Origin of the sequence: Anabaena sp. CS-542/02, assembly GCF_028331085.1 — a bacterium.
Classification (GTDB): domain Bacteria; phylum Cyanobacteriota; class Cyanobacteriia; order Cyanobacteriales; family Nostocaceae; genus Anabaenopsis; species Anabaenopsis arnoldii.
Map to the genome: position 1 here is coordinate 49,039 of NZ_JAQMTM010000085.1, position 21,585 is coordinate 70,623.

The 21,585-nt window shown below is 41.3% G+C and carries 18 protein-coding genes, 1 tRNA gene and 1 pseudogene; 7 read left to right on the forward strand and 13 right to left on the reverse strand.

Features of this window, described 5'->3' with window-relative positions; translation table 11 throughout:
* Nucleotides 1-78 precede the first annotated feature (78 nt).
* Nucleotides 79-152: transfer RNA gene (locus PN447_RS09790), tRNA-Arg, on the forward strand.
* A 63-nt stretch (nt 153-215) separates the two neighbouring features.
* Here the strand turns inward: PN447_RS09790 and PN447_RS09795 are convergent.
* From PN447_RS09795 to PN447_RS09805, 3 genes are read right to left on the reverse strand one after another with little or no spacing between them, the layout of a single operon-like run.
* Nucleotides 216-1,445: an MFS transporter gene (locus PN447_RS09795; protein WP_271762714.1), complete on the reverse strand. Its 1,230-nt coding sequence runs from the start codon at nt 1,443-1,445 to the stop codon at nt 216-218.
* 44 nt (nt 1,446-1,489) lie between these two features.
* Nucleotides 1,490-2,503, reverse strand: coding sequence for a glycosyltransferase family 2 protein (locus PN447_RS09800; RefSeq protein ID WP_271762715.1), 1,014 nt, complete (start codon nt 2,501-2,503; stop codon nt 1,490-1,492).
* A 10-nt stretch (nt 2,504-2,513) separates the two neighbouring features.
* On the reverse strand, nt 2,514-3,218 hold the full coding sequence (locus PN447_RS09805) for a C40 family peptidase (RefSeq protein WP_271762717.1): 705 nt from the start codon (nt 3,216-3,218) through the stop codon (nt 2,514-2,516).
* A 6-nt stretch (nt 3,219-3,224) separates the two neighbouring features.
* On the opposite strand from PN447_RS09805, the gene PN447_RS09810 reads away from it, so the two are divergent.
* A complete protein-coding gene (locus PN447_RS09810) occupies nt 3,225-4,163 on the forward strand; it encodes a serine hydrolase (RefSeq protein WP_271762719.1) in 939 nt (312 codons plus the stop codon).
* 291 nt (nt 4,164-4,454) lie between these two features.
* A complete protein-coding gene (locus PN447_RS09815) occupies nt 4,455-5,759 on the forward strand; it encodes an efflux RND transporter periplasmic adaptor subunit (protein ID WP_271762720.1) in 1,305 nt (434 codons plus the stop codon).
* 172 nt (nt 5,760-5,931) lie between these two features.
* Here the strand turns inward: PN447_RS09815 and devC are convergent, their stop codons facing one another.
* The 7 genes from devC to PN447_RS09850 all read right to left on the reverse strand — a co-directional run bounded on the left by devC (nt 5,932) and on the right by PN447_RS09850 (nt 14,079).
* On the reverse strand, nt 5,932-7,089 hold the full coding sequence (devC, locus tag PN447_RS09820; RefSeq protein WP_271762722.1) for an ABC transporter permease DevC: 1,158 nt from the start codon (nt 7,087-7,089) through the stop codon (nt 5,932-5,934).
* A 62-nt stretch (nt 7,090-7,151) separates the two neighbouring features.
* On the reverse strand, nt 7,152-8,384 hold the full coding sequence (locus PN447_RS09825) for an ABC exporter membrane fusion protein (protein ID WP_271762723.1): 1,233 nt from the start codon (nt 8,382-8,384) through the stop codon (nt 7,152-7,154).
* A gap of 11 nt (nt 8,385-8,395) precedes the next feature.
* The gene (locus PN447_RS09830; RefSeq protein ID WP_271762725.1) at nt 8,396-9,784 is read right to left on the reverse strand and encodes an FAD-binding protein; all 1,389 of its coding nucleotides are present in this window, start codon (nt 9,782-9,784) and stop codon (nt 8,396-8,398) included.
* Between the two features lie 86 nt (nt 9,785-9,870).
* Nucleotides 9,871-10,506, reverse strand: a complete 636-nt coding sequence (locus tag PN447_RS09835) for a hypothetical protein (RefSeq protein WP_271762727.1) — start codon at nt 10,504-10,506, stop codon at nt 9,871-9,873.
* A 289-nt stretch (nt 10,507-10,795) separates the two neighbouring features.
* Nucleotides 10,796-11,797: an oxygen-dependent coproporphyrinogen oxidase gene (gene hemF / locus PN447_RS09840; protein WP_271762729.1), complete on the reverse strand. Its 1,002-nt coding sequence runs from the start codon at nt 11,795-11,797 to the stop codon at nt 10,796-10,798.
* Nucleotides 11,798-11,916: 119 nt separating this feature from the next.
* Nucleotides 11,917-12,951: an aromatic ring-hydroxylating dioxygenase subunit alpha gene (locus PN447_RS09845; RefSeq protein ID WP_271762730.1), complete on the reverse strand. Its 1,035-nt coding sequence runs from the start codon at nt 12,949-12,951 to the stop codon at nt 11,917-11,919.
* Nucleotides 12,952-13,044: 93 nt separating this feature from the next.
* Nucleotides 13,045-14,079: an aromatic ring-hydroxylating dioxygenase subunit alpha gene (locus tag PN447_RS09850; RefSeq protein WP_271762732.1), complete on the reverse strand. Its 1,035-nt coding sequence runs from the start codon at nt 14,077-14,079 to the stop codon at nt 13,045-13,047.
* Between the two features lie 423 nt (nt 14,080-14,502).
* On the opposite strand from PN447_RS09850, the gene PN447_RS09855 reads away from it, so the two are divergent.
* A complete protein-coding gene (locus PN447_RS09855) occupies nt 14,503-14,712 on the forward strand; it encodes a plasmid partition protein ParG (protein WP_271762733.1) in 210 nt (69 codons plus the stop codon).
* A gap of 345 nt (nt 14,713-15,057) precedes the next feature.
* Here PN447_RS09855 and PN447_RS09860 read toward each other — a convergent pair whose 3' ends face one another.
* Nucleotides 15,058-16,659 carry a peptide ligase PGM1-related protein gene (locus PN447_RS09860; RefSeq protein WP_271762735.1) on the reverse strand — a complete coding sequence of 534 codons (1,602 nt, stop codon included), beginning with the start codon at nt 16,657-16,659 and terminating at the stop codon, nt 15,058-15,060.
* A 360-nt stretch (nt 16,660-17,019) separates the two neighbouring features.
* On the opposite strand from PN447_RS09860, the gene PN447_RS09865 reads away from it, so the two are divergent.
* Nucleotides 17,020-17,958 carry a phosphoribulokinase gene (locus tag PN447_RS09865; protein ID WP_271762736.1) on the forward strand — a complete coding sequence of 313 codons (939 nt, stop codon included), beginning with the start codon at nt 17,020-17,022 and terminating at the stop codon, nt 17,956-17,958.
* Between the two features lie 67 nt (nt 17,959-18,025).
* Here PN447_RS09865 and PN447_RS09870 read toward each other — a convergent pair whose 3' ends face one another.
* Nucleotides 18,026-18,973, reverse strand: a complete 948-nt coding sequence (locus PN447_RS09870; protein ID WP_271762737.1) for an ROK family protein — start codon at nt 18,971-18,973, stop codon at nt 18,026-18,028.
* A 41-nt stretch (nt 18,974-19,014) separates the two neighbouring features.
* Here PN447_RS09870 and PN447_RS09875 point away from each other — a divergent pair, with 41 nt between their 5' ends.
* Together PN447_RS09875 and PN447_RS09880 are read left to right on the forward strand one after the other, a co-directional pair.
* Nucleotides 19,015-20,772, forward strand: a complete 1,758-nt coding sequence (locus PN447_RS09875; protein WP_271762738.1) for an ABC transporter ATP-binding protein — start codon at nt 19,015-19,017, stop codon at nt 20,770-20,772.
* Nucleotides 20,766-21,269, forward strand: coding sequence for a thermonuclease family protein (locus PN447_RS09880; RefSeq protein WP_271762739.1), 504 nt, complete (start codon nt 20,766-20,768; stop codon nt 21,267-21,269). Before PN447_RS09875 ends, PN447_RS09880 begins: the two co-directional genes overlap by 7 nt.
* A gap of 175 nt (nt 21,270-21,444) precedes the next feature.
* Here the strand turns inward: PN447_RS09880 and PN447_RS09885 are convergent.
* Nucleotides 21,445-21,585, reverse strand: a pseudogene (locus PN447_RS09885) (photosystem II q(b) protein); the annotation flags it as partial.

Here is a 21,585-nt window from a genome sequence, read left to right on the forward strand (position 1 = left end):
GTGTGTTAGTTCGGCAGAATTAAATAAAAAATGGCCTTGCATTATTTTAATAGTAGTGTTAGGATTATTTTGTTGTAAGGGTGTGTAGCTCAGTGGACTAGAGCACGTGGCTACGGACCACGGTGTCGGGGGTTCGAATCCCTCCTCGCCCGTTGAGAAAGGCAAAAATGATTTTTACTTTTACAAATCATTTTTGCCTTTTCCTATAATTACAATTATCTATCTAATGCGTAACTATCTTCACCACGCCCCAAAGCAAAGCGGAGAGAATTATTCAGGTTATGACTGGACTGGGTGAGAAATATAATCATGGCTAGAAAGGTCAAAGCAGCACCATAACCAAACATCTGGCGGTAACCTACTTGTTCAGCAATCGCACCGAGAACAGGACCAGCGACGCCAATACCAATATCTAATCCTACTAAAGAGACCCCAAATATCCGCCCGCGTTCGTGGGGTTGGGCGCGGTCTGTCATCATCGCCGCCATCATGGGAATTACGGTTCCCGAAGCAGCACCTTGGACAAATGCTGAGAGTAAGAAAATAGGGGCGCTGTTAGCTTTCCATATACCAACCATAGCTAAGGTGAAGGCAATTAAGCTCAGGGTGATAAATAAACCCCGTCCATATTTATCAGAAGCGCGACCAATAAATAGCCTGACATTAAAACTGGCGATCGCTGCTACTGTGTAAAATAGTCCTGGGTTCAAATCTACATTAGTGGATTTGATAAATAAAGGCACAAAAGTATGTAAAGTTCCTAAAACCATGCCAATCAACAGCATGACTATTGCCGGAACACGCACACGAGGAGCCCATAATAATCGCCAGAATAGATTATTTTCAGGGTTATTGTCCAGCTTGTGATCAACAGATGGATTCACCAGGGGGACAATACATAACATTCCCGCAAAACCCAAAGCCGCGGACAACAGAAATAAGGGAGTATAACCAGCAGCAGCTTGTAAATATCCCCCCATAGCCGGCCCAATAGCCACACCAAGGGGATTGACTAAACTCATGTAGCCAATCACCTCACCGCGATTGTGAGGAGGGGCTAAATCTCCCACCAATGCTACATAAGCAGTACCAAAAGCGGCAATACTGATACCGTGAAAGGCGCGTAACACCATTAATGGGATAATTGACTTTGCTAACACATAACCCAGAGGTGCAATAGCCACTGCTGACATCCCAATGAGCAAGACAATCTTACGACCCCGACGGTCTGCTAAACTGCTACACCAAGGGCGAAATAGTAGCATCCCGATGGCAAAACTGCCCATAATAATGCCAATCTCTTGACTGGTAGCGCCAATATCTTCGATATATAGGGGCAGAGTGGGTAATAATGAGGCAAGGCTAGACCAGAATAATAAACCTGCGGTAAACAAAACCAGCAGGTTACGTCTGAGTTCGCTGTCTAATGTCTGAAGAACTTTCAAAATAAATGTCAGTTTATTGTTAGATTATTTCTCATATTGTTACGTTACTTAACATTTTTGGCTACTACTTCCCGCACCCGATAGATGGGACGACCTTGGGATTCATGGTAAGTACGCATCAATAACTCAGCCAACAGACCAAAGCAAAACAACTGCATCCCGGTGACTAACAGCAGCACCGCCAAAATTAACAAAGGACGACTACCAATTGACTCCCCTAAAGCCAATTTAATAAAACTCAAGTAAATACCCAGCAGCATACCTGTAACTATCGAACCTAAACCCAGCAAACCAAAAACGTGCATGGGACGGGTGAGAAACTTTTTCATAAAGTAAATAGTCAACAAATCCATCATGACGCGAAAGGTTCGCCAAATACCATACTTACTGCGACCAAAACGCCGCGCATGATGACGTACGGGAATTTCAGTAATTCGCGCCCCCTCAATGTAAGCCAAAGCCGGTAAAAATCGGTGCAGTTCCCCGTAGAGATTCATATCAGCTACAACCTCAGACCGATAAGCCTTGAGGGAACAACCATAATCATGTAACTTGACTTCCGTCACCTTACCAATTAGCCAATTAGCAACTTGAGAAGGAATTAGGCGGGAAACTAGAGCATCTTGGCGTTGATGTCGCCAACCACTCACTAAATCATAGCCTTCTGCCAATTTAGCTAATAATAAGGGGATATCCGCCGGATCATTTTGCAAATCAGCATCCAATGTGACAATCACTTTACCGATCGCATAATTAAACCCAGCGGCCATTGCTGCACTTTGCCCGTAATTACGCCGTAATAAGACAGACTTTAAATCACTACGTATTAAGGCTTGTGACTTGAGAAATTCCGCCGATCCGTCTGTAGAACCATCATCCACGCAAATGATTTCATAACTGAAATTACTGGCGCTGACACTAGCAGCGATCGCTTCGAGCAAAAGTGGTAAACTTTCCACCTCATCCCGTACTGGTACTACTACCGAAACATCGGGGACAGCTACCCCACTTGAACCATTTTCCTGATTTAAACCCTGGGAAATTAACCCACTCCTCATATTAACGTCCTTAGTTTCTGTATGGTTGATAACTCTGAATCACCCGACCTGCACCCCGCAGCTGGTGATAATATGACTGACTTACCCTATCCCCCTGTTCCGAGAGAATATCAATGCCAATACCATTGCGTCCCTGGTCTTTTCCCGAACTATGAATGTAAGAATTATCGCCTAAATATAGCCCTACGTGAGTAGCTTTTTTGGCAGTACCAAAAAAAACTAAATCCCCTGGTTGTAATTCATTTAGATTAATTTTCTGGGTAAAGCCTTCCTGTTGATAAGCATCTCTGGGTAACCAAATCCCTACAGAAAAAAACGCCGCCTGCATTAACCCGGAACAGTCGTAATTCGGACCGACTGTACCACCCCACAGATAATAATTAGACTGTTCCATTGATTTTTGGGTAAAATTAATCACATTAGGGAGTAATTTTGTAATCTCAGACTGATAAAATGATTTGGCCTGATAAAGTGTGGTAGCAGGTTGTAATATATCCAAGTCGGCAAAAGATACCCACCCTGGATAGTCATCTTCACATAAATACACCTCAAATGCTGAGAACTGATGATTTAATGTGATCCGCAAATGTCGCCCTGAAGCTGCTTGAGTGCTCAGGCTTGTACATTCAGGAGAATCATATAAATTCAAATTAGCAATACACTGGTATTCTTGAGCCGATGTCTTGACGATTGGGGATTCTGAATTAGAGAGCATTCTGCAATGATTTTCTTTAGAAAAGACGAACAACTCGAAAATCTTGGTAATGATATTTTAGAGGCAACTTGGGCAACATTTCCCACTTTAGCCCGTAACCAAGTGGCTCTAACTTGGATTGTTTATGATCCTCCAGTACCTGTAAATACTGGTGGTGCTTTGACTCCTGATGCTTTTTGGAGCCATACAGCTCGTGGTTTTACTTATAGGGGGGTTGAGCGGATTTATCCCGCTAGCGTGGTCAAATTGTTTTATTTAGTCGCTGTCCACGAATGGTTGGAAAAAGGTATGACCCAACCTTGCCAGGAGTTGGAACGCGCCTTAAGTGATATGATTGTGGACTCTAGCAATGATGCTACTAGCTTAATTGTAGATATCCTCACTGGCACTACTTCCGGACCAGAGTTACCAACTGGACCGTTTGAAACTTGGAAATATCAACGTCATATTATTAACCGCTATTACCAGTCTTTGGGTTGGGAAGAGTTGGAGACAATTAATATTTGTCAAAAAACTTGGGGTGATGGTCCCTATGGTAGAGAACGAGCATTTTATGGGGAGATGCTCGATAATCGCAATATGGTGACCACTAATGCGGTGGCCAAGCTAATTCATAGTATTGTGGGCGGGGTGGCAGTGTCTAGTAAGCGATCGCAAGCCATGATGAATTTGCTCAAACGTAGTCTTAACCCCAATCATTTACCCACCGATGTGGAAGAGGATCAGGTAACAGGTTTTTTGGGGGGTGGACTTCCCCAAACTAGTCAAATTTGGTCAAAAGCCGGTTGGACAAGTCAAGTGCGTCATGACGCAGCTTATATTGAGTTATCAGAACAGCTTCCCTACGTCTTAGTTGTATTTACTGAAGGTAAAGCTAACGCCAAACGCCGGGATATCTTACCTTTTATTTCTGGGCTATTTGCCAAGGGGATGAGTAATTTATAATTTGTAATTCGTCAGAAAAAATATACAAGGGAATATTGCCAATATTCCCTTGTATTCATGTCGTTTTGAATACGAATTATGAAACCTCACCCCAACCCTCTCATGAACTAGGAGAGGGATTAATAATCTTGTTAATTATTGAACCTGGGATAGATTTAGAGATAATTGATTCAAGATTATATTAAAATATATGACACAAAATTTTTAAGTAAGTATGATACTAAATGAATGGTTATGATGGCAAAATATCGAATCATGACTTACTATTGAGTTATTTATATTTAGTTAGCCATGACATTGCCTGAGCCGCCAAATAATTTTGGAGAGAATCATTCGCCAAAGTCATATCAGCCACGGTTACCAGAAAGAAGATGGCAGGGATTATTGTTAGCTTCTATACTAATTATTGCAGGTGGGAGCGCTATATTTTGGCGTGTGTTGACTCCTACACATCAAGCAGTACCTACTAATATTAAAACTCCCGGCGTCAGAGTCAAGGTGTTAAGAGTACGGTCTGGTATAGTCGATGAAAGTTCAAATTTTGTTGCTAGCTTAAAGTCTGGGCGTTCGGTAGAGATCAAGTCGAAAATTCCCGGACAAGTTACCCAAATATTTCTCAAACCAGGGGATCAAGTTACAGCCAGAACGGCAATTATCCAAGTAGATTCTAGACCAGCAACAATTGAGCTTAATGCTACTTATCAAGCTGCTGTGTTACAAAGGAAAAATGCCCGTGCTAAACTTGAGTCTCTGGAAGCAGCACGCCAATCTCAAGTTGCTGATTTGCAATTACAGGAACAGGACTATCAAAAGTCTGCTTACCTAGCAACCCAGGGAGCTATATCTCGACGTGCGCGAAATCAGTATGCTAATCGGGTGGCTACAACTAAGGCTGATCTAGGGGCGATTAATGCTCAGATTCAAACAGAGCAACTGACTATCTCACAAGCTGAAAAAACCTTGCAACAAGCCCAATCCCAGATTCGCAGCCAAGGACTCCACCCCCAGAGTTATACAATTACAGCACCTTTTAGCGGTACAGTTGGTAATATTTCTGTGAGAGTAGGTGATTTAGTCAATACTTCTACACCACTAGTTAGTGTTTCTCAAAATCAACCCTTAGAACTGCATATTTTTGCCCCGGTGGAACAAAGCACCCAATTACGTCAGGGAATGGCTGTGGAAGTGTTGAATCCACAAGCTGAAGTGATAAGTAGTAGTAAAATATCTGCAATTACTCCTGATGCTAAAAATGAGCGGCGAGAAGTTTTGGTTAAAGCACTTTTTAATAATTCGGAAGGTAAGTTACGACCTGATCAATTAGTACAGGCGAGAGTGATTTGGAATCAGCGTTCTGGGGTATTAATCCCTACCAAATCAGTGTTTCGCGTAGGTGGGGAAACTTTTGTCTATGTGATGACAACAGAGGAATCATCACAAGGGATATCTCAACTTATAGCTCGCCAAAGACGGGTGCAATTAGGTAATATTAGAGATGATCATTACCAAGTTTTGGCAGGATTACAACCAGAAGATAAAATTGTTACTTCAGGCTTTTTGAATCTGAAAGATGGTATGCCAATAGTGCCTGAATAGTTTTATAAAGCCTTTTTCAGGCTCATGAAGTACACACCTATTCCCTATTCCCTATTCCCTATTCCCTATTCCCTATTCCCTATTCCCTATTCCCTATTCCCTGTTCCCTCAAACTAAAAAAAAATGTACCTCACGAGCATGGGAAATGCTATAATTATAGACTGATTCTTGTTTAAAAAATATCTGCTGGATCTGCTGAGTTTAATTTACCCATGGCGATCGCACCGGAGATTAAACACATGATCACTGTTAATAACAGTACAAAAATGAGTCGATCAGGGGTCATAAATAATGGTAATTTAGTAATATTACGTGTAAAATTATACATAAAAAACGATACTAAACCACCGGGAATAAAACCGCATATAGCTAATATTAATGTTTCCTGAATAACAACAAACATTAAATATACATTGCGATAACCCATAGCCTTAAGTGTGGCATATTCCGGCAAGTGATCCATAACATCACTATAAATAATTTGATAAACAATAATCACACCCACTAAAAAGCCAATGGTGACACCCAGGGAGAAAATAAAACCAATCGCCCCATTTTCTCGCCAATATTGCTTTTCAAAATCAATAAATTCTTGATGGGTGAAAACTCGGACATCATCACTCAGGTAGGACTCTAAAGCTTTGGCGACTACCTCAGCGTTGGTACCAGGTCTGAGGTTGATTAAACCTAAGTTAACTTGACCAGGTTTTTGTCCGGAAAAAATCCGTAAATAGTTCTCGTCACTAGTGATGACACTACCATTGGCCACAAAAGAAGCGCCCACCTCGTACAAACCCTTAATTTGAACTTGACGCCCTTGCAGTTCTGTGATGACAGGTTGACCTTGAGATATTTGGGCGATCGCTTGTTCATATTTTCCGCTAGAATTGCGGTCAAATAATAGAGTATGAGGATATTTAATCGTAGCCAATTGTTGATTGACTTCCGGTAAATTAAAAGCAGGGTTTTCCGGATTAAAACCAATCACTAAAATTGACTCATCTAACTTAGTTTGGGGACTCTTCCAAACACCTAAACGAGCATAGACAGGATTAACCGACTCAACCTCCGACAAATTAGCAGCTTGAAACAAACGCCGGCGAGGAAAACTACTCAGAAGTCCTAAATTTTGCCCTTGGCGACTAACCAAGACTAAATCCGCTTGTAAAACCTCATGAAATCTGGTATTACTATCATATAAAGCCGACTGAAAGCCCAACTGCATCAACATCAAAAAATCAGCGAAAGTAATACCACAAATAGCGACTAAAAACCGCCCCTTTTGCTTCATAAATTGTCGCCAAGCCAAAGGGATTCTCCGTTTAAACATAAATATTTAAGGAAAAAAAAAGGATAAAAAAACTAGAGCAACACTCAGTATGTTTATTACTTTCACCTACTTAACTTACTGAGGTTTTGACTGGTAAATATTTCTACATCCACTTGGAGATTAGTCAAATTAGCTACCTGCTGACTAGATGCTGCATCTAAACGAATTTTAGCCTCAATTACCCTAGCATCCGTAGCTGCTGTGGGGTCACTGTCTAACACATCTTTCTTCGCCACTTGGAAGCCAATACCATCCACTGTTCCCCTTAATTCACCCTCAAAAGCATTACTAGGACTAGTAATAGTCGCAATTTGACCAGCGCGAATGTTACTGATATCACTTTCATAGATCTCAGCGATCGCATACATTTGATTAGTTCGACCAAGTTCCACAATTCCCCCATCACCGATGGTTTCACCAGGACGAGCTTGAACCCGGAGAATTTGACCTGCTTGTGGGGCGCGAATATATGCTGAATCTAGTTCTACTTGCATTTTTTCCACAGTGGCGATCGCCCGATCTACTTCTGTTTGTGCTATGTCCACATCTGTAGGACGTATCTCTGCTGTTTGGGCTAAAATAGCCTTAGCTTCTTCAATTTGGGCGGTGAGGGTGCGTTTTGTTCTAGCTAAATTAGCCTGCGCACCATTCAATTCTTCCCGGGCGGATTTTAAAGTTAATCTGCGAGTATCAAGAGTGGAAATCGCGATCGCACCTTGTTTGTAAAGATTTTCATAACGGCGAAATTCTATCTGTGCATTTTGTAACTGAGCTTCTAAGCGAGCGATGGTAGCTTGCTGGGTTTGGATTTCACCATCTAACTGTGCTTGGAGATTACTCACAGTTGCTTTTCTTGCGGAAATTTCACTTGGTTGTGCGCCAGCTTTTACCTGAGCTAACCGTGATTTCATCACTCGCACTTGTTGCTGTGCTTCCTTAAGATTAGCTTCTAACCGTTGGCGATTGTCCAAAATAGCAATCACATCTCCAGCGCCTACTTCCTGACCTTCCGTCACCAAAAGTTGCGCCACACGACTAACACCAGTAACATCCGTAGGAGCCGAAATTCTCATGACTTCACCAGCAGGTTGCAATCTTCCCAGCGCATTCACTTTTGAAATCACAGGTTGACTAACTTTGGTAGTCACCCCTGGGGTTTGAGTATTGAGCGGACGAGTTATAGACAGGATACCCACCCCCATAGCTGTGAGCGAGGTCATACCCAGAGCCAATAACCAGCGAAAATTGGGGGGGAGTAGAGAGGACTTTCTCACAGGTGAAGAATTTCGCAACATTCTCTATTTCCTTACATAGCACCGACAGGGTGTTCATACTTGAAGAAACCAGGATTAAGAATCCCACGCGGGTCGTATTTCCTTTTGATTTCATTGACGGTCAACCAGTAATCACCAAATTGCGATCGCCATTTTGGTAAATCAAATTCCGCCCAAGTCGCCATATATCTTTTACCCCCCATTTGGAAGCCCAAATCAGTCAGTAAATTTAACTGCTGTAACACAACTTCCACCTGAGTTTGGGGAATACTCGGATACATTCCCAAACCGATAATTAACTCATCATCCGGTAAAGGAAACATGGGTAATTTATGATGGCGAGAATTGAGACAAAAAGAACCTATAGGTAAAGTGCGGAAATCCAAGAAATTAGGTATACGCTCCAGAGCAATATCAATAAATTCCCGAGCACTAGAACCAGGTAAAAGTAAATCTATCCAAGTATTAGCAGTATTGACAGGATGAGGAACTTGACCTAATGGTTGAATGAACTGCTCAAAAGTCAAGTCTTCAGTGTGGATATGGCGATAAAAATTTAAATCAGCCAGCAATTCTGCATCATTTACCTGATTGACAGCATCAAATTCTACAGTAATTTGCATCCTGTAAAACCATTGAATTAATGGTTTCATCTGATTTTCTTTTCTGCTCATTCCTTGCAAGCAGGGTGAAAACAAAGATACTAAACCATCTATCCGACCTTGTGCAACCAAACCACCTGCATCATCTAAAAGTTTATCTAAATCGTCATAGCAAAGAAAATAACTGCGAGTGTAAGAGCGATATTTCCTCAGACGATTTTTAACTTTAGTAATAATACCAAATTGACCATAGCCACACAGAACATGATAGAAAAGTTCGCTGTTGTCTTCCGGTGTACACCAAATAATATCCCCAGTCCCCGTCACAACTTCCAAAGCCAAACAATTATCAGCTTGAGAACCATAACGAAAAGAACTCAAACCTAAACCAGCAGCACAGAGAGTTCCCCCCAAAGTCACTTCAAAGTTATTCGTCAAGACAGGGGGAATTACACCATTAGGTATAGCAGTATCAATCACTTGCTTCCAAGTCACACCAGGGTCAGCTTGGAACCAGAGTTCATCGGGGCGGAAATCATCAATTTGATTGAGATTCCTCATATCTAGGAGGATTCCCCCTTGATTCAAAGATTGACCACTTAAAGAACGTCCCGCACCCCGTGAGGAAATTGTTAAACCCTGTTGAGCAGCATATTTAATTGCTTGAGCAACATCACTAGAATCTTGCGGACGAATCACAATTTGCGGCTTTTTTTTAATAATGTTGCCAAAATCTTGAGAAACTGCTTCTAAGTCTGATTCTTTGTTACTAACTTCTCCGGCAATAATCTGTTTTAAGTCTGTAAGTATACCACTCATAAGTTTAGTTTAAATTATAGTTGTTCCTTAAGAATCTTGTGTTTTATGTCCCAGCAACTGTTTAATTAATCACAATTTATTTATAATTAATGGGAATTAATCCTATTAAAAAAACGAAGTTTCAGCATTTTACAACCGATTCTACACAAACTAGGAATTAATAAGATCAGAGATATCACAGGACGAAAAGTATTTTTATCCTCTGTATTCATCACCGGTAAATTATTTGTACTTCTTTCATACTTGAATACACAAACACAATCACCCTCTGCTTGTTTACTCAAAATTGCCGCCTTAATTCCCGGAAAAGCTCTTCTAGTAGCTTCTTGTTCCATTTCGCAGAAGACACGACAGGGACTATCAAAACCGTACTCTTTCGCCAAGGATAAAACTGGACAGACTCTTTGTATTTCTAATGCTGCATCTGTACCATTTTGCGAAATATCTACCACATCCATGACAAAACCCATTAATCCCAGCAAGGGTGCAGCTTGGGTGAAACCTTTCGCTAAGGTGTTATGCTCAATGAAAGTACCCATCAATGCCTTTTGTTGTTCAGGATATTTTTGCATCATTTGTTCAAAAGCGGCTGCATCTCCTTTTTCTGCAACCAGAGTTTTGTATCTTTGTAATCTCTTGCGAAACAAATTCATGGCTTTAGACTCATCTAGATTGATGATATCTTCCATGCGGAGATTCCCTGTGACTAGTTCCTTTTCCATGCTCATTTTTGATTTAATAATTTATCTATATACTGGAATATAAGCAAAGTAGAATTATCCACACTAGTACATATTTGCAAGCATTAAGACATGATAATGCAATATCTATTTCTAGCTCATTAGTTAGAGATGTACCTTGTTGGTTGTTGTTAAACTTGAAGTATTTTGTCATGACTTTTAGTGGTTATAGGTTGGAGTGCGACTATTAATTGTCTGATGTTAAATTATTTTTTGTCGTTGCAGCATCGACTTACTTAAATCACTTAAATCAGTTGCCATCAAAACCGATTTACAACCACTGCCGAGGATTTTTCAAGACTTCTTTTAATATAGCTTCTTTGCTACCGGGAATAGGTTGATCATCATATTCCCAACTAGCAGCAGGAGGCATACAGTTAAAAACACTTTGTTGGTTAACCATACCACTAGCTAAACCAAAACGCACACCGCGATCGCATGATAAGATAAACTCCACATAGCGCCCACGTACCAGATGTTGCCAATACTTATTTAGCTTTGTAAAAGACATATCTTTACGCCTTGCCAAAATTGGCATATAAGCAGGGATAAAAGCATCAGCACAATCAGTCACAAAATCAAGTAGTTTTTGCGGATCTTGATTATTTAAATGGTCAAAGAAAATTCCCCCAATACCGCGGTGTTCACCGCGATGTTGTATGTGGAAATATTCATCACATGACCGTTTAAACCGCGGATAATAAGAAGAATCATACTGATCACAAACCTGTTTATGCACCTGATGAAAATGAACTGCATCTTCCTCAAACAGATATGCTGGTGTTAAATCAGCACCACCACCCAGCCACCAATAAACCGGTTGGTCACCATGACAAATCTCGAAATAGCGGTAGTTAGCATGAGCAGTGGGAGCCATGGGGTTATGGGGATGGATGACAAAACTAGAACCTGTAGCGAAATAGCGGTTAGCCTTACTGCGCGTGATTTTATCAGCTACATCCGTAGCCAGAGCGCCCGATTGCTGAAAAGACATCCCCGGAGGTAACTCACCTTCTATGGCTACATAATTCACCCCTACCTTTTCCAACACATTACCATTGTGCAGAACCCGGTCAATATAGATAGCATCTTGACTACTTTCACCCACCCTCCAGACTCCCTCCTGGTCACGATTCCAGGACTGTTCACACAGATGCTTACCATCCAACGCCTCCAGAGCCTGACAAGTATTATCAAACATCCGCCTGAAAAACTTATCAATAACTCCACGCATTCCTAGTTCCTCAGTGATTTTTTCCAGTACATGGTTCATATTTATCTCCCCAGTATTAGTCAAATACTTATATCCACCTACGTGTATTTATTTACCAGAACTCATTAGTGCTACAAAACTCAACCCCATATAAACTCAGCACGCAAAATAAAACCTTCTTATCTGTGGTTCCCTATTTTTTCGTTTTCATCGTGAGTCAATCCATCAAAGTCAACCTGAAAGCTTTGCAAAAATCGCCGAAAAGTAATATCTAAAGCATCCGCAGCTACATGAACTTCCTCTGATATTTTTGGTATTGGTTGAGAATTTAAACTTGAAACCACTACTGTATCTTCTTGTGCTAATTTGTGGTCAAGCTTTCTAAAAAATCCATCAAGCCAAGGAAATGGTAAAACATTGCGATATAACACCCGTTTAACACGAGTCGTATGATCATCAATAGGTAGGTGAGCCACTAAAACGCCAAACTTGATATCAAACCTACTACCGCGACCCACACTAATTTCTGCCAGAGTAACATTAGGTAGATATAAAGTCAATTTTGTTTTCAGTTCTGGTCGTCCACCCAGTAAAAAGTTTAAGAAACTTTTGGAGTTACCTAAAGATTCATAGTTAACCTTAGCCACAGCACCCCAATCATATTTATCAACTTGATAGTTAATAGTTGTATTTATGGGTATTCTCTGCCCAAAAGATTGTTTATGGACGGCGATTACATGGGTAAAATCAAGATTAGCTTCCATAAGACGAGCATAGTTAGCATTATCTATACTATCGTCATACACAGGGCGCATAGTCGATACCATGTACTCTGGAAAAGTCGGTAAAGCAGGGCGTTTTGCTGCTGGTAAATCACCATAAAATAGCCAGACAAAACCATATTTTTCCTGGGCTGGATAGTGAGGAACACGAGCTTTTTTAGGTATAGGGGTACCAGGTGCATTAGAGGGAATTTCAATACATTGCCCATCAGCTTGAAATTTCCAGCCATGATAGGGACACCGGAGACAATCCTTTTCAATCCAACCCAGGGAAAAAGCAGCCCCGCGATGGGGACATTGGTCATTTAAAGCTACTATTTCTCCTTGAGAGTTGCGATAAAGAACAAATCTCTGATTGAACATCAAAACTTGCTTTGGCCTATTGGTAATTGCAGAGCTAAATTCACAAGCATACCAAAAGTTTTTCAACATCAGCGCCTTTACTTCCTTTTTCTTTGTGTAATTGGCGTAACGGGGAATTACTTTTTCATAATTATTAGCCTCAGAAGTGAAAATAAATCAAATCTATTTTGTCAATGACCGTTCTCGTTGATTTTGATGATAATTCAAACCCCATCCCATAGCTAAATATTTTTGTCGTATCTGGCGATAAGCCAGGTTCATAGCATCAGCAGCAACATGAACTTCAGTTGTTAAATTATCTGGGATTAATTGGGGAATTTGTGACTCTGTGACTATTTTATCTTCTAAACCAACTTGATGATGAAACTTGATAAATAATCTATCTGCCCAAGGATATGTAAAGAAATTACGCAGTTGAATTCGTTTACTAATGGTTCTGTGGTCATTAACGGGAACATGAATAGCATAGTTGATAATTTTACCACGACCAAAGTCACTTTCTATTTTAGTTATATTGGGTAGGTAAAAGCTAATTTTGGCATTTAATTGTGTCTTTTTTGTACGGAAAAAAGATTTAAAGATGCCATTTTTGGGCTGGGTATAATTCCTGTAGATAATTTTGGTACTTATGCCCCAATCTTCATCTTTAATGACATATTCATCTACTGTGGTATCCTCTGCCAAGCCCGCACCAAAGGAGTTACCATGAACCGCATAAAGATGGGCGGGGTCAAGTGCATTTTCTATGACACGGGTATAGTGAGTTTGCATCTCATATTCTAAGTAAATTGGATGCATTTTGGGGTCTTGATATTCTGGGAACGGAGGAATGGGCGGACGTAATTCTGCTGGTAAATCTCCGTAGAATATCCAGACAAAACCATATTTTTCTTGTACTGGGTAGCTCTTGACATTAGCTCTGGGAGGAATTGGTGTTCCCATTTCATTAGCAGGGATTTCTACACATCTCCCATCGGCTTGAAATTTCCATCCATGATAGGGACAACGGATACAGTTGTCTTCTCGCCAACCTAGAGATAATGCTGCACCTCTATGGGAACACTGGTCTTTTAATACAACTACTTCCCCTTGAGAATTGCGATAAAGAACAAATCTCTGATTTAACATCAAAACTTGTTTAGGCTTGTTAGTAACGGCTGAGGTAAATTCACAAGCGTACCAGAAATTTTTTAGCATTTCTCAGCTTTGAAATAAATAATTGATTGGAGTTTTGTGATCCTAAATTTTTGGCTAAAAATCGGGTTTTATGAAGCTATTGCTGATTTTTGTGGCTTTTAGTCTGTGCTTTAGCGATGAAACATTTTTTGACAGATTTTTTCTGCTGTCTTTTGCTTACAGGTATTTATTGCAGCTAATTTAAGCAAATTGAGATCAATTTGCTTGCTATTGCGCCTGTGATATTCATTTGCTGGTGCTGACACTTTCTGGATGCTATAGCCTTTGTTATGTGTCATCTTTCGGATAGATTTACTTCTCTTTCCTGGGGTACAGGTGATACTATACCAATTAACTGATGCATTAGTCAACTAGTTAATATTTTTCCCTGATGAACCATTACACGAATAAACTGGTTAATAAGTTTATTAGTTGGAGTATAGTGTGGCACAAGGAGAAGCTTCGATTCGGGTTTACCTTCCCCCTGAAATTAAAGACAGGTTTAAAACAATTTGCTTTTTTAAAGGATTGAATATGTCTGATGTTTCCGCTGAACTTATTGAAGATTGGTTAGCTAAAAATGAGATGGAACTACCAAATTCCGCGAAAATTTCACCATCGCCCACAGGTCAAAATGGTAATAGGTCAGCATGATTCCAAAAAGTTGATTAAATAAGCTGCAACTGTAATTGTAGTTCTGCTCTGGGTGTGTAGTTACACCGGGGTAGTTAGTCGTTAAAGCTTGGTATGCTATTATGCCAACCTGGAATAACTGCTGATGGATTTGGTGATAATTGGGTAACAACTATGGTTGAAATCCTGATGTAGCCATATTTTCATGGATTATATTGAATAAATTTGACCGCAATACCAGCGCCGACCAGAAACGTCTGGCCTTAGACATGGGGGTAAGGCGCTGGCGAGTTTATTCGCAGTCACATTGAAACTCACAAAAAAAGTATCAATACTCGATATGGGTGAAAAATTCCTCCCTATTCCCTAGTTATATCCATCCCCGGCTATAGGAAAAGTGTAATCTGAGAACAAAGGTAGATCCGGATTGTCGCGGCGGGTTTCTTCATCCAGAACATGGACGACTTTGTTATAAATTTCTTGTGCTTGTTGTGGGGAATCGCCAATACTGGTTAATCCCAATTTACCAAACTGGGAAAGACAACCCATAAGATGAAAAACCGTTCCTGTTTCGGTACCGCTATCAAAGTGCAGCCGGTGATGGGCGATAATGTCCATCAAATCGTTGGGTAGTAATCCCCGATATGGGTCTTTTTGCAGGTTGTCGGTGGCTATATAGTATTTAGGCCGCCCTTGCTGACTGTAAAATAACCCTGTGGCTAGGTCGTAACGTCCGTTGGTTAATAATTTCAGGGTCATAAAGGGATGTGTTGTACCACCCTTGCGTAAGTTAATTTCAATGGCTTGAATGTCCCATTGGCCATTTCCTTGGTCAACGGTGATGAAATCTACGCCAAATCTTTCCAATGCGCCTTTTTCGGCCAGTTTTCTGCCGATTTTTAAACCAAATTCCTGCAATTGTAACCGATAGCTAGAATCAGCGGGAAATTTACAACCAAGATAAATCTGTCCGTCTGGACCGCCTAGAATTTGGTCATGGGTGGAGAGAATTTCTACTTCTCCACTAGGTGTGATGCGTCCTTGGACACTAGGCGATCGCTTATTTTCTCCTTCTATAAATGCTTCTGCGATCGCCCCTAGTTCCCTAATCCGTGCGCGAAAATTCCCCCAACTTTCTTTTGCGGACTGAAAGCGCATAGTGGAGAAGCGATCGCCAATTGTGGCTATTGTTTGGCTGCGAGGAACTTTCCCGGGTGCTACATCCATGATGGGGCGCAAATCTAATAGGGCGTTTCCTTCTCCAGAAATTCCTTCATTGAGTTTGATTACTATTCTTTGTAGTGTTGGTTGGCGTTCCCATAAATCACTCGCAACTTCTGCCAAATTTTGGTGATTCCATACCTTTTCGCTACCGTCTGGTAATGGGACTCCACTTTCTGCAAATATTTGGCGACTACCGCTTTTTGTCCCCCAGGTCTGTAGGTTTGGGGCGACTGCATATAATGGTACATTTAATTGTAAAGATAATTCCGCCTCTAAAAATGTGGAGTTGTAGCAGGTCATAAAGGATTTTTCTAGCCTTAATGCTTGGCGAATCCGCTCTAGCAACCGGGGACGTTCTAAAATTTTGGCGGTTAGAGGTCTGAGGGAAGCATCATAAGTGGAAAGTAGTAACAGGCGATTGCGGGCATGGGAAAATGGGATTCCTGGTAATAATTGTAAATAGTAATCAATAATACTAGGATGTAATGGCATGGAAGTGACATAAATTAGTCTCGTGCGGGGATTTCGCAACCGCATCAAACAAAATAGTAATCTTTCTTCATAATGCTCACAGCCTTCTACTTTATGCAGTTCATGCTGGTCGATGCTCAGGGAGGGAATAATTAAAATATCCGCCTCACTATTGTCAAATAGTTCAATAGTCGGCCAGCGATCGCATAAACTTAACTGAAGATGCCGAAATTTATCAATTTTGTCGGAATCTGAAATATTCAGCGTCACCATAATCCCTAGTCCGTCTTGATTCCCAAAACTGCTTTACCTCTCTGGTATATACCAAAAAGCATCACATACCCCGAATGTGCAACACTTCTTTGAATACTCAGTTAAGCACTAAAAACACCTAATTAACTCAACTTAAAAAAACTTAATAAGCAGATTCAATAGTTATCAAACAGGTGTTGGATGTATTGATGTTTAACTATATTGACCAACTTAATTATAAGTAACCGCCAGTAAATTAAATGTATAGAGATGTTACGCAGGATGTTTGAGTTGAGTTAATGGGTCAATTACCTTCTAAAATATAAAAATTAACTAAAAACGTTTATTACTGTATTTGTTGTTCATATCCGGAGGGGAATCATGGGACGTCCAATAATTTTGGGAATTGTCGGTGACAGCGCCGCAGGTAAAACAACACTGACCAGAGGAATTGCTCAGGTACTAGGACCTGAAAATGTCACCGTCATCTGTACCGATGATTATCACCGTTATGATCGTCAACAACGTGCAGAAATTGGCATCACGGCGCTGCATCCTGACTGTAATCACCTCGATATTATGCAGCAGCACTTATCCCTCTTGCGCACCGGACAGCCCATTCTCAAACCGGTTTACAGCCACAAAACAGGTACATTTGAGCCACCACAATACATCCGACCCACGAAATTTGTGATTATTGAAGGGTTGCTCGGTTATTCTACTCGGGTAGCTCGTGAAGCCTACGACGTGAAAGTATATTTAGCGCCTCCGGAACCCCTACGCGCCCAATGGAAAGTTAAACGCGATACCCAAAAGCGGGGGTACACTCCTGAAGAAGTTTTGGCAGAACTAGAAAAGCGTGAACCAGATTCAGACAGTTTTATTCGTCCCCAACGACAATGGTCTGATATAGTGGTGAGTTTTTATTCCCCTAGTGATAATGCTGATGATAGCAATGGACATTTAAATGTGCGGTTAGTATTGCGACCGACAATCCCCCATCCTAATTTTACCTCAATTCTCAACTTAACTGATGGTAATTCTGATTCGGCAATCCGTTTAGGGTTAGACCGGGATATGAGTAAACCTGTGGATGTACTGGAAGTTGATGGTCACGCGACTTTAGAACAGGTAAGTAAATTAGAGCATATTTTATGTTCCGATATGCCTTACTTACTCAACGTGTGCGATCGCGAAGTTAATCCCGAACTAGGAAAAGTTGCGGGAACTACTGGGGAAACTTTGCAAAGTTATCCTCTGGCGCTGACGCAGTTGATTATTACCTACCATATGCTCAAAGCTACCCAGATGTATCAGTAAATTGGGACTTAACTGTACTCAATACAATAGGGGGTTTTTGTGAGTTCTGTTGCCCATAATATAGCAATTACCAAGCTAATTCAGCCAAAGCCACAGCCCCCCAAAGGGGTGCATCATCACCCAAAGCGGCCGGAACAATTGTCAAATCGATTTCTGGTAAAGCTGTTTTTCGCGCCGCTTTGCGCACTACATCCCACCAATTATCCCCTGATTTAATTACACTTCCACCTAAAATAAACAAGTGGGGGTTAATCAAATTCGCCACGTTACCAATACCCACACCCAAAGCCCAAGCACCTTTGAATAGAATATCCTGGGCTAATTCATCACCTTGGGATGCAGCAGCACTTACTACCTTTCCCGTAATTAAATTTAAATTATTACCTACCAACCTCCGTAATATTTCGCCTCTGTGGGGTTGATTTTGCAAAGTTTCCCGCAGATTCTGCGCCATATAAGGGCCAGAAGCTAACCGTTCCACACATCCGCGCTTTCCACACAAACACACAGGACCAGCAGGATCTATAACCATGTGTCCAATTTCACCCGCCATTCCCCCCATACCCCGCCAAGGCTGGCCGTTGATTATCCAACCACCACCTACACCAGTGCTAATGGTGATATAAAACAAGCTGTTGTTTCCTATACCGGCACCAAAGCGGTATTCTCCTAAAGCGGCGACGTTAGCATCATTATCTACACTCACCGGAACAGTAAATTTATCTTGTAGTAAATCTTGAAGGGGAATATTTTCCCAACCAGCAACATGATGAGATAGTCGCACAGTCCCAGTGGTGGCGTCTACGGGTCCGCCAAAACTAACACCAATTGCATCAGGTTTTTGTGATTGTAGTAAAGAGTCAATCAGCGAGTACATGATTTCTAGGTCGGTGGTAGCATTACCATCATCTGGAGATAAACAACTTTCATGGCGTAACCATTCCCTAGAACCAATATTTACCAGTGCTGCGGCCAACTTCGTACCGCCAAAATCTAGGGCCAAGATTAATGTCATAATGTCTCAACAAGAAAAAATATTTTTGTGGAATTTACAGCTTGAAAACTCGTTCTCATTACTGGCAATTATTACCTTATCTGAAACCCCATTGGCAAAATATTACTAAGGGATTCGTGGGGATTATCGGTTATGTACTGGCGACTTTAACCTTAATTAATCTTGCGGGTAGATTGGCTGAACCCTTTGGTAAGGGTGATATAGTAGCGATCGCTCAATTAGCCGGAATGCTGCTTTTAGTCTTTTTGGTGCGGGGCTTTTTTCAGTCTGTGCAGGATATGTACATGGCGAAGGTGGCTTTAAGGGTAGCTTTTGACCTCCGCAAGCGGGTTTACTCCCATCTGCAAAAACTGGATTTGAGCTATTTTGAAACGGCAAAAGCGGGTGATTTATCTTACCGCCTCACCGAAGATGTTGACCGGGTGGGGGAAGTTGTGAATAAGGTATTTCACGATTTTATCCCCTGTATTTTGCAGCTGGTGGCTATACCCGTCTACATGATTTACCTGAATTGGCAACTAACATTAGCTACAGTGATTGTAGCGCCACTGATGGGAGTTTTAATTGGCTGGTTTGGTGAACGTTTACGCAAGTACTCTGTTAAAAGTCAAAATCGTGTTTCTGGCTTATCCGCAATTCTCACGGAGGTATTTAGCGGTATCCGTTTAGTCCAAGCTTTTGCGGCAGAAAATTATGAAATTGCTCGTTTTGGAAATGAAGCAGAACGCAGTTTTCAAGCTAAATACTCCGCCGAGCGCCTAAAAGCAGTTCAAATACCTATAGTGGGCTTTTTAGAAGCTGTCAGTGCCATATTTTTATTAATAGTGGGGGCATGGCAAATTGCCCAAAATAACTTGACTGTGGGAGAGTTTTTTAGTTATTTAACGGCGGCGGCGTTGTTAATTGACCCCATTGGTCATACTACTCATAACTACAACGAATTTAAGCAAGGTGAAGCATCCGTTGACCGGGTTTTTGAGTTGATGGCTATTCAACCGACGATATTAGAAAAGTCTGAGGCGATCGCTTTACCGCCGGTGAAAGGGCAAGTAGAATATTGTCACGTGTCTTTTACCTATAAACCAGGGGAACCTGTATTAAAAGATATCAATTTGTTGGCATTACCGGGTGAGTCCATCGCTTTAGTAGGTGCTTCCGGTGCTGGTAAAACTACCTTTGTCAATCTCCTACCTCGGTTTTATGACCCCCAAGCAGGTAAGATTTTAGTTGATGGTGTAGATATTCGCGATGTTAAGTTTTATAGTCTGCGGCGACAAATTGGTATTGTTCCCCAAGAAACTGTGATGTTTTCCGGAACTATTGCCCAAAATATTGCTTTCGGTCAAGATAATTTTGACATGGAAGCAGTCACCGCAGCTGCTAAAATTGCCAACGCTCACCAGTTTATTAGTCAGTTACCAGAGGGTTACTATACTTGGGTGGGTGAGCGGGGGGTAAATTTATCCGGTGGACAACGCCAAAGAATCGCGATCGCCAGGGCGGTATTTCTCAACCCGCAAATTTTGATTTTAGATGAGGCTACATCTGCTTTAGATTCTGAGTCGGAAGCATTAGTACAAGAAGCATTAGAAAGACTGATGGCGAATCGCACGGTGTTTATTATAGCTCACCGCTTAAGCACTGTCCGCCGATGCGATCGCATTTTAGTGATGGAACAAGGGAAAATTGTTGAATCAGGAACCCACACAGAATTATTAGCACTTAACCAACGCTACGCCCGATTTTATCTCAGACAGCAACAAGGTCATCTACCCACAGAGAGTTCAAAAGAATGTTGAAAAAAATTCTGGTTTTTATGGTTCTTTGTGGTGCGGTAGTAGGATGTCAATTCTTCCCTGGGAATACCAATCATACTACCACCAGGGTCTTGAGAATTATAGACGGCGACACTATTGAGGTGAAAAAGGATGAACAAACAGTTACTGTACGTTTAGCTTGTATCGACGCACCGGAGCGAAAACAGAAGCCCTGGGGGAGTAGATCAACTGCAACATTAAAACAATTACTGCCTATTGGACAAGATGTCAGCCTCAAACCCCTATATACTGATGAATATAATCGCTTAGTATCTGAGGTGTTTGTGGGCGATCGCAATCTTAGCCTAAGTATGGTCGAAGAAGGTCAGGCTGTAGTTTATCACTATTTCCTGCGCAATTGTCCAGAGTTGAGAAATAGTTTATTGCAGGCCGAGAAATCTGCAAAGAGTCAGAAATTAGGTTTTTGGAATCAACGCCGCCCTCAAATGCCTTGGGATTTTCGGCGTTTAAACAAATAGTTTAACTAAATAAGGTGGACTAGGGCTTGCAGGATGCCTACCCCACTATAGTTTGATAATTAATATCTATTGTGATTGCACTTTACCACTTTACCGAGCAAAGGTCAAATATTCACCCAACCAAAAAACGCCCCCTATTTCTAGGAGGCGTTTTTGATTCAGCTAAACTTTATGATTAACCGTTGATTGCAGGAGCAGTCAAAGCAACAGGAGCAACTTCACCAGCAGCCAAGTCTAAGGGGAAGTTGTGAGCGTTACGCTCGTGCATTACTTCCATACCCAGGTTAGCGCGGTTGATCACATCAGCCCAGGTAGC

Coding starts and splice junctions, on each gene's coding strand:
- PN447_RS09800 (WP_271762715.1), bottom strand. CDS start 2,503: ATGAGGAGTGGGTTAATTTCCCAGGGTTTAAATCAGGAAAATGGTTCA.
- PN447_RS09805 (WP_271762717.1), bottom strand. CDS start 3,218: ATGCTCTCTAATTCAGAATCCCCAATCGTCAAGACATCGGCTCAAGAA.
- PN447_RS09810 (WP_271762719.1), top strand. CDS start 3,225: ATGATTTTCTTTAGAAAAGACGAACAACTCGAAAATCTTGGTAATGAT.
- PN447_RS09815 (WP_271762720.1), top strand. CDS start 4,455: ATGACATTGCCTGAGCCGCCAAATAATTTTGGAGAGAATCATTCGCCA.
- devC (WP_271762722.1), bottom strand. CDS start 7,089: ATGTTTAAACGGAGAATCCCTTTGGCTTGGCGACAATTTATGAAGCAA.
- PN447_RS09825 (WP_271762723.1), bottom strand. CDS start 8,384: ATGTTGCGAAATTCTTCACCTGTGAGAAAGTCCTCTCTACTCCCCCCC.
- PN447_RS09830 (WP_271762725.1), bottom strand. CDS start 9,784: ATGAGTGGTATACTTACAGACTTAAAACAGATTATTGCCGGAGAAGTT.
- PN447_RS09835 (WP_271762727.1), bottom strand. CDS start 10,506: ATGGAAAAGGAACTAGTCACAGGGAATCTCCGCATGGAAGATATCATC.
- hemF (WP_271762729.1), bottom strand. CDS start 11,797: ATGAACCATGTACTGGAAAAAATCACTGAGGAACTAGGAATGCGTGGA.
- PN447_RS09845 (WP_271762730.1), bottom strand. CDS start 12,951: ATGTTGAAAAACTTTTGGTATGCTTGTGAATTTAGCTCTGCAATTACC.
- PN447_RS09850 (WP_271762732.1), bottom strand. CDS start 14,079: ATGCTAAAAAATTTCTGGTACGCTTGTGAATTTACCTCAGCCGTTACT.
- PN447_RS09860 (WP_271762735.1), bottom strand. CDS start 16,659: ATGGTGACGCTGAATATTTCAGATTCCGACAAAATTGATAAATTTCGG.
- PN447_RS09865 (WP_271762736.1), top strand. CDS start 17,020: ATGGGACGTCCAATAATTTTGGGAATTGTCGGTGACAGCGCCGCAGGT.
- PN447_RS09870 (WP_271762737.1), bottom strand. CDS start 18,973: ATGACATTAATCTTGGCCCTAGATTTTGGCGGTACGAAGTTGGCCGCA.
- PN447_RS09880 (WP_271762739.1), top strand. CDS start 20,766: ATGTTGAAAAAAATTCTGGTTTTTATGGTTCTTTGTGGTGCGGTAGTA.